Source organism: Pacificimonas aurantium (assembly GCF_020092905.1).
Lineage (GTDB): Bacteria > Pseudomonadota > Alphaproteobacteria > Sphingomonadales > Sphingomonadaceae > Pacificimonas > Pacificimonas aurantium.
Window position 1 is genome coordinate 1,184,254 of record NZ_JAGSGB010000001.1, and the last position, 13,377, is coordinate 1,197,630.

Sequence of the window (13,377 nt, forward strand, 5' to 3'; positions counted from 1 at the left end):
GGTGTCGGAAAACCCGTCTCTTACGCGCGTTCCTACGATTCCTGTCAATCGGTGCATGTGCGGGCGCACACGGCGCTGCGCGGCGCGGGTGGACAGGCCCGGCGATCAAGCCGCTTGTTTCCCTGCGCCGGCGGCGCCTAAGCCGAGGCGACCATGGCGCGCATCGGAATCCTAGGCGGCTCTTTCAATCCCGCTCATGGCGGTCATCGCCATATCAGCCTGCAGGCGCTGCGCCGGCTGGGCCTCGACCAGGTGTGGTGGCTTGTCAGCCCGCAGAACCCGCTGAAGGCAAAACGCACGATGGCGCCGCTCCCTGCACGAATGCTGAGAGCCAAGGAAGTGGCCCGCCATCCGCGACTGGAGGTAACGGCCCTGGAGGTCGAACTGGGGACCCGATATAGCGCGGATACGGCCCGGGCGCTGGTCCGGCGGTTTCCGCAGCACGACTTTATCTGGCTGATGGGCGCCGACAATCTGGTGCAGTTTCACCGCTGGAAAGAGTGGCGGCGCCTCGCGCGCACGCTGCCGATTGCGGTTATGGCCCGGCCCGACTACATTGGGGCGGCCCACCGCGCTCAGGCGATGGGTTGGCTGCGCAGGTTCTTGAAACGGCCGGAACAGGCGCGGCGATGGACCGAATGGAGATTACCGGCGATCCTGTTCCTGCGCATTCCGCTCGACGCACGTTCCGCCACAGCCATTCGTGCGCACTCGCCCGACTGGGCAGGTGCCTATATCGAAGACCCGGCCCCCCCTAGATGAAGGACGCATACCATCTTGCCTGAAGGCGTTAGCGACACCGGCTCCTCCGACCGGCTGCACGAGCTGGTCCTGCAGAGTCTCGATGACGACAAGGCGCAGGATCTCGTCGACATCGACCTCAGCGGTAAGACGGAGGTTGCCGATCACATGATCATCGCGTCCGGGCGGTCGACCAGGCAGGTCGCCGCGATGGCGCAGAAGCTGTCCGAGCGCATCAAGGCCGAGATGGGCCGCCCGGTGCGCATCGAGGGGCTGCCGGCGGCCGACTGGGTTCTGGTCGACGCCGGTGACGTCATCGTGCACCTTTTCCGTCCCGAAGTGCGCAGCTTCTACAATCTGGAGAAGATGTGGGCCGTCGCGGACAGTCCGCACCTGCGCAGCGCCGCCGCCTCCAACCCGTCCTGAGCTGCCGCGTGCGGCGCCGCGGACGAGGCTCGGCATGAGGCTGCATATCGTTGCCCGCGGCAAGATCGGGCGTAGCGCCGAAGCCGAGCTGGTCGAGCGCTATGCCCGCCGTTGCCGCCCGCCGTTGAAGCTTACGGAATTGCCCGAAAGCGGAGGCCGTCTTCCCGAGCCTTCGGCCCCGGTTAGGATGGTGGTCCTGGATGAACGCGGCACGGCGTTTGGGTCCGAGGCCCTTGCGGCCAAGCTGAGCGCATGGCGCGATGAGGGCGTGCGCGAGACGCAGTTTCATATCGGCGCCGCGGATGGTCATCCGGAGGAGCTTCGCCGGAGTGCCGACCTCCTGCTTTCGTTCGGCGCCGCAACGTGGCCGCATCTTCTCGTACGCGCGATGTTGGCGGAGCAGCTTTACCGGGCGGAAACCATCATCGCAGGGCATCCCTATCACCGTGCCGGCTGACCCTCGCGCTACCGCTATTCTGCTGGGGGTCCTGCTTTTCACCGGAGCGGAACCGGGCCGAGCTCAGGATGCCGGGCCGGAAACGGAAGCCGTCGACTCGGCTCTCGCGGTCGACCGCGAGGCGCGTGAGCTGAGGCGCGAATCCGAAGAGGCTGCCGCTGCCGCTTCGCAGGCCGAGGCGCAGGTCAGACAGATGGCTGCGGAGATTCAGGTGCTTGAAGGTCGAGCGCTGGCTGCGGAGCGCCGGCTGCAGACGCTGCAATCCAGACGCGGCGCCCTGCTGGACCGCGTGGCCGAACGCGAGGAGGGACTGACCGCGCTGCTTGCCGCCCTTCAGTCGATGGCCCGCCGGCCCGCCGCGGCGATGCTTCTTGAACCGGGCAGCGCGCTGGAGGCGGCCCGCCTCGCCTCGCTCGTGAAGACGGTGCGCCCGAAGATACTTGCAAGAACGGCAGATCTGCGCGCCGACCTCGACAGGCTGGCAGCGCTGCGCCGCAGCGTTGCGAAGCAGCGCAGCGCCCTCGCGCGCACCGAAGCGCAACTTAGCGAGAGAATGTCCGAATATAGCGACGCTGCGGCCCGCTATCGTCGCCGCTCGCGCAGCTTGTCGCAAAACGCCGCTACCGCCGCGACGCGGGCCAGCCGGCTGGCAGCCAATGCGGTCGAAGCGGCCGGCCTCGACCGGGGGCTCGCCCTGCCCGACGACATCGAACGCGGCCGCCGTCTTCGCAGCCACAGGCCTGCGCGCGCTGAGGTGGATGCACTGGGTTACCGGCGTCCGGCGACCGGACCGGTTCTTGCCCGCTTTGGCGCGCCTAGCGAGGTGGGAGTGATCGGCAGGGGGATCACATTGGGTACCCGTAAAGGTGCGCTCGTGACCTCGCCCGCGAATGGCACGGTCGTCTATGCTGGCCCTTTTCGCGACTATGGCGGAGTCGTCATCCTGGAGCATGGGAATGTGGCGACCGGTCCGCCCATGACGACCATCATTTCCGGATTGGCGGACGTCGAAGCGCAGGTGGGCCAAGAGGTCTCTCGCGGACTGCCCGTCGGCCGGGCGGGCGCGGCTGGGGTCGCCCTGGAACTGCGCCGCGGTGGTACGCCCGTCGACCCGCTATTTTACATCGCGGGCGAGGCGCGGGCTTCGCAGGAGGACGGGTGAGTGGCTGCCCCGTGTCGTAACAGGCCCTGTAAGTGGGCGAGGAGCGTCTCTATATTGGTATCTCTTGAGTTCGAGGAACCCGCGACATGAAGCACCGCATTCTCTACGCCTTCCTGCCGATCGCACTGGGCGCGCTCGTCCCGACGCCCACGACGGTCCAGGCGGCGAGCAACAGCGAGGACACCTATCGCCAGCTGGATCAGCTGATGGACGTGTTCGAACGCGTGCGGGCTGAATATGTCGAGGAGGTGTCCGACGAGCAGCTCCTTCAGGGCGCAATCGACGGCATGCTGGCCAGCCTCGATCCGCACAGCTCGTTCCTGGATATGAGCGACTTCGACCGCATGCGGACGCAGACCGACGGCGAATATGGCGGTCTCGGCCTTACCGTGAACATGGAAGACGGCGTCGTTCGCGTCGTGGCGCCGACGGACGATACGCCCGCCGCGCGCGCGGGCATCGAGTCGGGCGACTACATCACCCATATCGACGGGGAGCTCATCTACGGCCTGTCGCTGAACGAAGCCGTCGAACAGATGCGCGGGCCGCCGGGTACGCCGATCGAAATCACCGTCGTTCGCGAAGGCGAGGACGAGCCGATCGACTTCACGCTCGTGCGGGAGACGATCGAGTTGAAGCCGGTTCGCTGGGAAGTGACCAACGACGTCGGCGTGATCCGCATTTCGACTTTCAACAAGCAGACCGGCGATGCGACGCGCGAGGCGATCGAGGCCATTGAGGAGGAAGTGGGTAGCGACTTGCTCGGCTTCGTCATCGACCTCCGCTCCAATCCGGGCGGTCTTCTCGACCAGGCGATCGAAGTCAGCGACGCTTTCCTGAACGATGGCGGCGAAATCGTCTCCCAGCGCGGCCGCCAGTCGAAGGATGTGCAGCGCTATTTCGCGCGCACGCCCGACCAGACCGACGGCAAGCCGGTCGTGGTGCTCGTCGACGAAGGGTCGGCGTCGGCATCGGAAATCGTGGCGGGGGCGCTGCAGGACCACCGGCGCGCCCTCGTGATCGGGGCCCAGAGCTTCGGCAAGGGTTCGGTCCAGACGCTGATCCCGCTGGGAACGGACACGGCGCTACGCCTGACGACTGCCCGCTACTACACGCCCTCCGGCCGTTCGGTACAGGAAGCGGGTATCGAACCCGACATCATCGTCCCGCAGCTCAGCGATGAGAATTACGCGGATCGCCGCGTGGTGCGGGAGACCGATCTGCGCCGGGCGCTTCGTAACGAGAGTGTCGGCGACGACGCGATCATCGAGGAAGATGACATGGTCAATCCTCGCTTCGACATCAGCTATGAAGAGCTTCAGGATGCCGGCATCGAGGACTTCCAGCTGCAATATGCGCTCGACATTCTCGGGCGTCTCGACGGTCAGCCCGGACTCATCAAAATGGCGAGCGTGGCGGAATAGCCCGGCCGGGCGGGCGGAATGAAGTTCGTCGGCCTGACGCTTCTCGCCGCCGTGGTGGTCGCGGCGTCCGCCTGGCTTGCCGCACTTGCTTTTGCCGGACTTCCGGAAACCAAGGCCGTGCGCGCGGCGCAGCAGCAGGCCGCCTTGTCGTCGTTGGCTAGATCGGACGCTGTCCTGGCGGCCGAGGAAAGCGCCGCTGCCGCAGCCCAAAGCCGAACCGAGCGACCGCCCGCCGGCGAGTCCTCAGCGCCGCTTCCGGAGGGGCCGCTGGTTGCGATTCTCGTGACCGAGATCGGTATGCAGCCCATACGGGACGCACAGCTAATTCCTACCCTGCCGCCGGAGGTTAGCCTCGCCTTTTCCCCCTATGGGGAGAATTTGGCACGTCTGGTCGAACTTACCCGCGATCACGGTCATGAAGTGATCGTTTCGCTTCCGATGGAGCCCAACAGCTACCCGGACATAAGTCCCGGTCCCGGGACGCTGAGAACGGATGTTTCGGCCGAAGACAATCTCGCTGCCGTGGAGCAGGTGCTCGGGCGCTTTCCCGAAGTAGACGGTGTGACCGGCATGATGGGTAGCCGCTTCACCCGCAGCCGCGAGGCGCTGGGCCCGCTGATGATCGATCTGTCGGCGCGGGAACTTGCCTTTATCGATCAGCGCGCGTCCGCCAGCAGCATCGCCGAGGCGGAGGCGCGTGCTGCCGGCGTCGCCTCGCGGACGAACGACCTCTTTCTGGACGAACCGGCGGAGCGGGAGCTTATCGACCGCCGGCTGGCGCAGCTCAGCGAGATTGCGAAGCGGCGGGGTTACGCGATCGGCTATGCCCGCGCGCTTCCAGTGACCGCCGAGGCTCTTGCAGATTATGCCGAGACGGCTGAGGAACGCGGCGTTTCGCTGGTCGGCGCGGTGCGCCTCGTTCGCAATTTGCCGCCGGAAGGCTGAGCGCCGTGCATAGTCTGCCGCTGTTCATGAAGCTCGAGGGAAGAAAGATCCTGCTCGCCGGAGGCGGTGAGGGCTTCGTGCCGAAGCAGCGTCTGCTTGAGGCGGCGGGGGCCAAGCTGGTGGGCAGCTACGAAGCGGGGGTGCGGCTTGCTGTGCTGGCAATCGATGACCCCGACGAGGCGGCGCGCGCCGCAGCCGTGCTGAAAGAGCGCGGCGTTCTCGTCAATGTCGTCGATAAACCGGACCTTTGCGACTTTAGCTTTCCGGCCATCGTCGACCGGTCGCCCGTCATCCTGGCCATCGGCACGGGCGGCGCCTCCGCCACGCTAAGCAAAGTGCTGCGCGAACGGCTGGAAGCGCTGCTGCCGGCGAAGCTTGGCAAGGTGGCGGACGCCGTGCGCGCGGCGCGGGCAGAGGTGAACGCCCGTCTTCGAAGCGGCGCGGAGCGGCGGCGCTTCTGGGACAGGTTGATGGCGCGCGGCGGGACGCTCGATCCGACCGGCAAGCTACCCGATGATCCCGGAGCCGCCATCCGCGCCGCGCTCGAAAATCGCGGGGACGCAGCAGCAGGCAAGGCTGAAATCGTCCTGACCAGCGACGATCCGGACGACCTGACCCTGCGACAGCTTCGGCTGCTTTCCCAGGCCGACCTGATCCTTTACGAGGCCGGGATTTCCGGCGCCGTTCTAGACAGGGCGCGGCGCGACGCCGCGGTCCTGCCCCTGGGAGAAGGCGATCTGCCGGGGGAGGGGCTGACCCTCACACTCCGCCGCGCCGTCTGAGCGGCGTTCGCGTGCCCAGGCCAGGAAGGCATCGGCAGGCATGGGCCGCGCGATTCCGAAGCCCTGCATGGCCTCGCAGCCGATGACCGAGACGATCTGGGCCTGTTCGTCATTCTCTATGCCCTCGACCGCGCAGTCATAGCCCATGCCCTCTATCAGCCGGAGGACGGCCTGCAGGATCGCGCACGCGCTGTCGGAGTTGGCGATGTCCTTCACCAGGGAGCGGTCGATCTTCACGCGGTCGATGGGCAGGTCGCGCAGCCGCTGCAGGTTCGAATAGGCCATGCCGAAATCGTCGACGGCGACCGAAAGTCCGAGTTCGCGAAGCTGCTCGAGTGTGCGAACGGCGCCCGCCGAAGCGCGCATGAGCAGCGATTCGGCAATCTCCACCTCCAGAAGGTTCGGGTCGGCACCGGCCCGGGCGACGGCCCGTTCGACCCGGTCGGCAAGACCGGGGGTTTCCAGCTGGCGCATGCTGATATTGAGGCCGAGACGGAGTGGCTGGCGTTCGGCCTGGAGCAGCCTGGCGAGGCGGCAGGTTTCGCCAAGGACCCAGTTGCCGATCTCGCCGATCAGGCCGCGGTCCTCGGCAAGCTCGATGAACCCGCCAGGTAGGATCATGCCTCGTTTGGGGTCGTTCCAGCGCAGCAACGCCTCGGCCGACAGCACCTCGCGTCCATAGGGCGAAACGAGGGGCTGGAGGAACAGCTCGAACTCGTCTCTGCCGGCCGCGCCGCGAAGCCGGGCCTCGAGCTCGAGCCTGCTCTTCGCCTCTTCCCGCATTTCGTCGGCGTAGACCCGGAAGGTATTCCGCCCCGCCTCCTTGGCCTCATACATCGCGGCGTCGGCATGCTGCAGCAGGCAGTCGAGCGTGCGGCAGTCCGGACCGCTGAGGGCGATGCCGACGCTGGCGCCGATGCCGAGCCGGTGATCGTTGCCGATGTGGAAGGGATCCTCCAGGCAGTCGAGAATGGCCCCCGCGGTCCGGCGCGCCGTTTCTATGTCCGAAACGCCCGGCAGGAAGATGGCGAATTCATCGCCGGCAATGCGGGCCAGCAAGCTGTCCGCATGCTCTTCGCTGCCGGCCAGGGTCTGCCCGACCCGCTTGCCGAAGCAGCGCAGCACTTCGTCGCCCGCGCTGTGACCCAGGCTGTCGTTGACCGATTTGAACTGGTCGAGATCGATGAAGAGAAGCGCGGCGTCGCTAGCGCCGCCGGAAAAATGGCTGGTTACCGTCTCTGCGAAATGCAGGCGATTCGCGAGGCCTGTGACGGCGTCCTTGCGCGCCACCCCGGCCATGCCCTGATAGGCGCTGCGCAGCCGGTCCACCGTCCGGTCCAGCGCCTCCGTCACATGCGGCAGCGAGCGCCGCGCGGTCACCGAAAAGGCGGGCATGTCCATCGTGACCGCGGAGGTCCGCATCGCCGCCTCGATGTCCGAAATGGCCATGGTCAGCCGGCGCAGCAGCCGGGCAATGACCACATAGGAGGCAATCGACAGGGTCAGGCCGAGCAGGACCACGATCGCTGCCAGATACCAGCTGGGCAGGGGGCGCGGCACGATCGAGGAGAGCGCGAGAGCGCCGACCAGGCCCACCAGCATCAGCCAGCCCTGGACCAGAATCAGTTTGAACTTCAAGCGCTTTGAAAACACGTGTCTGCCCGATTCCCCTGGGTCACGACCCTAGGGGCCACACGTAAATAAAGCGCTTAAGCGCTAGTCGGTTTCCGCCGCGTCCTTAAAATAGGGTTCGACCTTCCCCTTCAGCGTCAGCATCATGGGGTTTCCGTGCCGGTCGCGGGACTTGCCGGCCGCGACCTTCACCCATCCCTCGGACACGCAATATTCCTCGATCGTCGTCTTCTCGACGCCGTTCAGCCGGATGCCGATCCCGCGCTGCAGGACCTCCGGTTCGAAATAGTCGCTGTGCGGGTTGACGCTCAGCCGGTCGGGGGGCGTGTCGGCGGTCGCCGGCGAGGTCTCGGAGCCAGCTTCGGGGTTTTCGGTGTCTTCGGTCATTCTGTAATTCCTTCTCGCACTTAATGTGCGGCAGCCCATGTGGCGCCCGTGCCGACATCGACCACGAGCGGTACGTCGAGTTCAAGGACCGGCGCGCAGGCCTCCTCCATCACCTTGCGGATGACGGTCCCCGCGGCCTCGGCCTTGTCGGCGGGGACTTCGAAGATGAGTTCGTCATGCACCTGGAGGAGCATGCGCGCGGCTTCGAGCCCTTCGCCTTGAAGCGCGGGCTCGATACGCGTCATCGCGCGGCGGATGATATCGGCCGCCGATCCCTGGATCGGTGCATTGATGGCGGCGCGCTCGGCAAAGCCGCGCTCGTTCTGGCGCTGCGACTTGATGAGCGGCGTGTAGGTGCGGCGGCCGAACAGCGTTTCGACATAGCCCTTCTCGCGCGCCATCAGCTTCGTCCGGTTCATATATTCCCGAATACCGGGGAAGCGTTCGAAATAGCGGTTGATGTAGTCCGCGGCCTTGTCGCGCGGGATGCCCAGATTACGCGCCAGACCGAAGGCGGAGATGCCGTAGATGATGCCGAAATTGATCGCTTTCGCATCGCGCCGGATCATCGGGTCCATGCCCTCGACCGGCACGCCGAACATCTCGGATGCCGTCATGGCGTGGATATCGACCCCGCCCTCGAAGGCCTGCTTCAGCTGCGGAATATCGGCGATATGCGCCAGCAGCCTGAGCTCGATCTGCGAATAGTCGGCCGAAAGGAGGACGTTGCCGCTCTCGGCAATGAAGGTTTCGCGAATCTTCGCGCCTTCGTCGGTCCGAATCGGGATATTCTGCAAATTGGGATCGGACGAGGCGAGCCGGCCTGTCGTGGACGCGGCGAGGGTAAAGCTGGTGTGGACGCGGTTCGTGCGCGGGTTCACAGCGGCTACCAGCGCATCCGCATAGGTCGATTTCAGTTTCGCGAGCTGGCGCCAGTCGAGCACCTTCTTGGGCAATTCGAAATCGTCGACCGCGAGCGTTTCCAGCGTGTCCTGATCGGTCGAATAAGCGCCGGTCTTGGACGATTTCCGCCCACCGGGAAGGCCCATCTTGCCGAACAGGATTTCGCCGAGCTGCTTGGGCGAGCCGATGTTGAACTCCTCGCCCGCCAGCTCGTGAATCTCGGTTTCGAGAGCCGCCATACGGTCGGCATAGTCCGCACTGAGCCGCGAGAGGGCGGCCCGGTCGACGGCGATGCCGCGCTCTTCCATGCGGGCGAGGACGGGCACGAGAGGCCGTTCGAGCCGCTCGTAGACCGTCGTCATCCGGTCGCGCCACAGACGCGGCTTGAACGCCTGGTAGAGCCGAAGCGCCACGTCGGCATCCTCGGCGGCATATTCGGTCGCCCTGTCGAGCGGAACCTTGTCGAAGGTCACCTGGTTTCGCCCCGTTCCGGCCACCTCCTTGAAGGGGATGGTCTCATGTCCAAGCTCGCGCTTGGCGGCGGGATCGAGGCCATATTGGCCGCCGACATGCTTGCCGCAGTCGAGCACATAACCCATCAGCATCGTGTCTTCGATCGGCGCGACGTCGATGCCGTGCCGGTTTCTGAGGACCAGCAGGTCATATTTGATGTTGTGGCCGACCTTCTGCACGGCCGGGTCTTCCAGCAGCGGTTTGAGCAGGGCGAGGGCCTCCTCGCAGTCGACCTGCTCGGGGGCTTCCCCGAGGAGCCCCTCGTCGGAAACATGCGCCAGGGGGACATAGCAGGCGCGGCCGGGCCGCGTGGCGAGGCTGATGCCCACCAGTTCGGCCCGCATGCAATTGAGGTCGTTGGTTTCGGTATCGAAGCCAAGGCAGCCGCAGGTCCGCGCTTCCTCGACCCAGGAAGTGAGCGCCTCGACGGTCGTTACCGTCTCATAGTCCTCATGCTTGAACGGGACCTGCTCGACATTCACCGGGGTTTGCGGCGTTGCGGGCTTGGGCGTGCCGGAGGAGCGCACGCCCAGCTTCGTCAGCATCGACTTGAAACCGTGCTTGCCGAGAAATTCGGCCAGCGGCTCCTTCGGCGGGTCCTTCAGTTCAAGCGAGTCGAGCGGTTCGGTCAGATTCCAGTCGCAATAGAGGTCCACGAGCTTGCGCGAGATGCGGATTTCCTCGGTCGAATTCTGGATGTTCTCGCGCAGCTTGGGCTGTTTGATCTCGTCAGCACGGGCAATCAGCGTTTCGGTGTCGCCATATTCGGTGATCAGGCGCGCGGCGGTCTTCACGCCCACGCCCTTCACGCCGGGAATATTGTCCACGCTGTCGCCCATAAGCGCGAGGATCTCGCCGACCTTTGCGGGCGGGACGCCGAACTTCTCCTCGACCTCGGCAGGACCGATGCGCTTGTTCTTCATCGTATCGAGCATGTCGACCTGCCCGTCGTCGACGAGCTGCATCAGGTCCTTGTCCGAGGACACGATGGTGACCTTCCACCCCTCCTTGCGGGCGGCATGGGTGTAGCACGCAATGATGTCGTCGGCCTCGATCCCCTCTTCCTCGATGCACGGGACAGAAAAGGCGCGAGTGGCGTCGCGGACCAGCGGGAATTGCGGGACGAGGTCCTCGGGCGGATCGGGACGGTTCGCCTTGTACTGGTCGTACATCTCGTTGCGGAACGTGTGCGACGAGGCGTCGAAAATCACCGCGAGATGCGTGGGCCCGTCGGTGTCGTTCAGCTCGTCGATCAGCTTCCACAGCATGTTGGCGAAGCCGTAGACCGCGCCGGTGGGAATCCCCTCGCTGTTCGTCAGCGGCGGGAGCACATGGTAGGCCCGGAAAATGAAGCTGGAGCCGTCGACCAGGTAGAGATGCTTCTGCTCGCTCATCGGGCGTTCCGGCGGGGCGCCGCGCCCGGCGAAAGGTCACAAAGGTCACACTCGAACGCGCGTGCGCCGGGCGCGGGCGGGCGCGCGTGTGACGCGTGCGCATGGGGCGCCGGCGGGGTTGGAGAGAATCTGGACGCTAGGGGCGGGCCGGGGAACATCATCGCCGCCCTCATCGCGCATTCGGTCCTATTTTGAAAGGCGGGGCGGCGCCTGCGAAACGGCGTGTCGCATCCGGGTTCAGGGCGTCACGATGTCGATGACGCCTTCGGGCTGCTCGAGAGCGCCGAAGAGGGCTGACCTCCCCAATCATTTTCTTTTCGTCCTTGTCTGTCGTTCGCCGCTTGGCAAGCGGCGTCGCCGCCGAGCCGAGTCCGCGAGGCCTAAGGACGGTGCCGGCCGCCGGCCCTCAGAACTTTTTCAGAATTTCAGCGCGCCTTTTCGGTGACTCGGAGCAGGATAACCAGCCGTAAAAACAGGATAAAATGGCCATGTCGCGGCTGCGGAAGGGCGCGCGCAGAAATCAGGAGAATTCCACGAGCGCCGCAGGATTTCGGCGCCGCGTTCGGTCAGAAGCTCGCCCATCGCTGGCGGCGCTGATGCCCCCGGCGGCCCCAATGAAAACAGGTTCAGATCAGAGGATGTAGCGAGATGACCAACTTTGCGACGGCGAGACCGGGACGGAATGTCCTCCTCGCCGCAGCGTGCCTGGCTTCGGCCTTCGCGCTGGGAAGCTTCGATGCCGCGGTGGCGAAGCCGCCGAAACACCAAATCGAACATGATGCGGGCGAAAGCGACGAGGTGCGCACCGCGCGGGCCGAGCGCTGGGCGCGCCGTGCCTGCCCGACCCCGACCGGCAGCCGGATCACCGAACGGCGCCTGCGCCGGCAATGCATCGAACAGAAGAAGGAGGCGATCCTCGCCGCCTTCGAACAGGCCGACGAGAAGGCGGCCGTACAGCTTGGCTACAGGGCGTTCTAGCGTCCTCTAGCTGGCGCCGGAGTGCGGGACACCCCCAACCTGTCCCCCCACGTTCCGCACTCCGGCAATGCCAAACCGCAACGGACAGGACGCTCAGCCGGAGTTCGAACCGGCAAGAGCGATACATTCGACTTCGACCAGAGCGCCGAGCGCAAGCCCGTCGGCGCCGAACGCGGACCGGGCCGGATAGCTGCCGTCGAAATAGGTGCGGTAGACCTCGTTGAACGCCGCCCAGTCGTCCATGTCGTCGATCATGACGGTGCATTTCACGATGCGGTCCATGCCAAGGCCGTGCTTTGCGAGCGCAGCCTGGATATTGTCCATCACCCGCTTCGACTGTGCCTCGATCCCCTCCTCGAGCCCGCCGGCCGTTCCGGGCTGCGTCCCGATCATGCCCGACAGGAAGAGAAAGCCGCCCGCTTCGACAGCTTCCGAAAAAGGATAGCCGCCCGCGCGAAACGCCTCGCTCTCATGACGGACGATATCGTCCGCGCCGTCGTCGGGCCTCGCGGACGCGGCGGTTGCGATGACCGGGAGGAGCAAGGCGGCGCCAAGTGCCGCGGCAGTGGAATTCTTCATTACCCGATGTCCCTCTCGACGATCCTGTTTGCCGATGGCTAGCCGCAGGGTCGCGGACCGTCGAGAGGGCAAGGTTCAATCCCGGCCCCGGCGCGCTATGCGCTCGCCGCGCGGCGCAGCCGGTCGTTGATGGCCGCGCCGAGCCCCTCCCCGGGCACGGAAGCGACGGCGATGGCGGTGCTGTCCGACCGGTCGGCGACATGGAGCAGCGCGAAGAGCCGCGCCGCCGCCTCGGCAAGGTCGCCGGTCTCGCTGAGCGTCTCGTCTCCTTCGACATCGCCGAAGCCGATCAGGAACTCTCCGGGTTTCGCGGTCTTCGCGTCGAGGCGCAGCGCCTTTGACGGCGCATAGTGACGCTTGGTCATGCCGGGGGCGCGGACGCCGCCATCCTCCTGTGCGAAGCCGAGAGGTGCCAGGGCGGACAGCCGGTCCGCCGTGACCGTTCCGGGGCGCAAGAGAACGAGACGGTCCCCCTCGACCGCGACGATCGTCGATTCCAGACCGACGTCGCACGGCCCAGCGTCTATGATCAGCGGCGCATCCTCGCCCAGGCTGCGGACGACATGCGCGGCGGTGGTCGGGCTGATCGTTTCCGTGCGGTTCGCGCTCGGCGCTGCGAGCGGCCGCCCGAGCGCGGTGATCACCTTCTGCGGCACGGGATGCGCCGGCATGCGCAGCGCGACCGTGTCCAGCCCGGCGGTGACCAGCGCGGCGATGGTGCTTTCCTTTCGCCGGGGAAGGACCAGGCTGAGGGGTCCGGGCCAGAATTCCGCCATGAGCCGCTCGGCGAGCGGAGACAGGTCGGCATGGTCGGCAGCCATGCCGGGACCGGAGACATGGGCGATCAGCGGATTGAAGGCGGGGCGCCCCTTGACGGCGTAAACTTTCGCGACGGCCTCCCCGTTCGCAGCGTCGGCAGCAAGACCGTAGACGGTTTCGGTGGGCAGCACGACCGGCGCTCCGCGTCCGAGGGCAGAGACGGCTTCGGAGATGGCTTCGGGATCGCTGGCGGAAAGGAGACGCGGCATGCGGACCGGCCATAGCCGTCCCCGCA

The 13,377-nt window shown here is 66.1% G+C and carries 13 protein-coding genes; 8 read left to right on the forward strand and 5 right to left on the reverse strand.

Features of this window, described 5'->3' with window-relative positions; all coding sequences use genetic code 11:
- Window positions 1-153: 153 nt before the first annotated feature.
- The 7 genes from KCN53_RS05740 (at window position 154) to KCN53_RS05770 (ending at window position 5,937) form a co-directional block, all read left to right on the forward strand.
- Complete coding sequence (locus KCN53_RS05740; RefSeq protein WP_088711033.1) at window positions 154-762, forward strand: nicotinate-nucleotide adenylyltransferase; 609 nt, start codon at window positions 154-156, stop codon at window positions 760-762.
- 15 nt (window positions 763-777) lie between these two features.
- Complete coding sequence (gene rsfS, locus KCN53_RS05745; protein ID WP_224199387.1) at window positions 778-1,167, forward strand: ribosome silencing factor; 390 nt, start codon at window positions 778-780, stop codon at window positions 1,165-1,167.
- Window positions 1,168-1,201: 34 nt separating this feature from the next.
- Window positions 1,202-1,624 carry a 23S rRNA (pseudouridine(1915)-N(3))-methyltransferase RlmH gene (locus tag KCN53_RS05750; protein ID WP_088711031.1) on the forward strand — a complete coding sequence of 141 codons (423 nt, stop codon included), beginning with the start codon at window positions 1,202-1,204 and terminating at the stop codon, window positions 1,622-1,624.
- Window positions 1,614-2,786 carry a murein hydrolase activator EnvC family protein gene (locus KCN53_RS16150; protein ID WP_088711030.1) on the forward strand — a complete coding sequence of 391 codons (1,173 nt, stop codon included), beginning with the start codon at window positions 1,614-1,616 and terminating at the stop codon, window positions 2,784-2,786. The genes KCN53_RS05750 and KCN53_RS16150 overlap by 11 nt, the downstream gene beginning before the upstream one ends.
- A gap of 86 nt (window positions 2,787-2,872) precedes the next feature.
- Window positions 2,873-4,210 (forward strand): S41 family peptidase, encoded by a 1,338-nt coding sequence (locus KCN53_RS05760; protein WP_088711029.1) that lies wholly within the window; start codon window positions 2,873-2,875, stop codon window positions 4,208-4,210.
- Window positions 4,211-4,228: 18 nt separating this feature from the next.
- The gene (locus KCN53_RS05765; protein WP_088711028.1) at window positions 4,229-5,155 is read left to right on the forward strand and encodes a divergent polysaccharide deacetylase family protein; all 927 of its coding nucleotides are present in this window, start codon (window positions 4,229-4,231) and stop codon (window positions 5,153-5,155) included.
- Between the two features lie 5 nt (window positions 5,156-5,160).
- Entirely contained in the window at window positions 5,161-5,937 is a 777-nt protein-coding gene (locus KCN53_RS05770; protein WP_088711027.1) for a precorrin-2 dehydrogenase/sirohydrochlorin ferrochelatase family protein, read from the forward strand.
- Here KCN53_RS05770 and KCN53_RS05775 read toward each other — a convergent pair.
- The 3 genes from KCN53_RS05775 to polA all read right to left on the reverse strand — a co-directional run bounded on the left by KCN53_RS05775 (window position 5,842) and on the right by polA (window position 10,766).
- Complete coding sequence (locus tag KCN53_RS05775) at window positions 5,842-7,575, reverse strand: putative bifunctional diguanylate cyclase/phosphodiesterase (protein WP_143712155.1); 1,734 nt, start codon at window positions 7,573-7,575, stop codon at window positions 5,842-5,844. The two genes, KCN53_RS05770 and KCN53_RS05775, sit on opposite strands and share 96 nt — an antisense overlap.
- A 78-nt stretch (window positions 7,576-7,653) precedes the next feature.
- The gene (locus tag KCN53_RS05780) at window positions 7,654-7,956 is read right to left on the reverse strand and encodes a DUF3297 family protein (RefSeq protein WP_088711025.1); all 303 of its coding nucleotides are present in this window, start codon (window positions 7,954-7,956) and stop codon (window positions 7,654-7,656) included.
- 20 nt (window positions 7,957-7,976) lie between these two features.
- Window positions 7,977-10,766 carry a DNA polymerase I gene (polA, locus tag KCN53_RS05785; protein ID WP_088711024.1) on the reverse strand — a complete coding sequence of 930 codons (2,790 nt, stop codon included), beginning with the start codon at window positions 10,764-10,766 and terminating at the stop codon, window positions 7,977-7,979.
- Between the two features lie 648 nt (window positions 10,767-11,414).
- Here polA and KCN53_RS05790 point away from each other — a divergent pair.
- A complete protein-coding gene (locus tag KCN53_RS05790) occupies window positions 11,415-11,744 on the forward strand; it encodes a hypothetical protein (RefSeq protein WP_088711023.1) in 330 nt (109 codons plus the stop codon).
- Window positions 11,745-11,837: 93 nt separating this feature from the next.
- Here the strand turns inward: KCN53_RS05790 and KCN53_RS05795 are convergent, their stop codons facing one another.
- Entirely contained in the window at window positions 11,838-12,323 is a 486-nt protein-coding gene (locus tag KCN53_RS05795) for a RidA family protein (RefSeq protein ID WP_088711022.1), read from the reverse strand.
- A 95-nt stretch (window positions 12,324-12,418) separates the two neighbouring features.
- On the reverse strand, window positions 12,419-13,351 hold the full coding sequence (locus tag KCN53_RS05800) for an L-threonylcarbamoyladenylate synthase (RefSeq protein WP_172406137.1): 933 nt from the start codon (window positions 13,349-13,351) through the stop codon (window positions 12,419-12,421).
- Window positions 13,352-13,377: the final 26 nt, after the last annotated feature.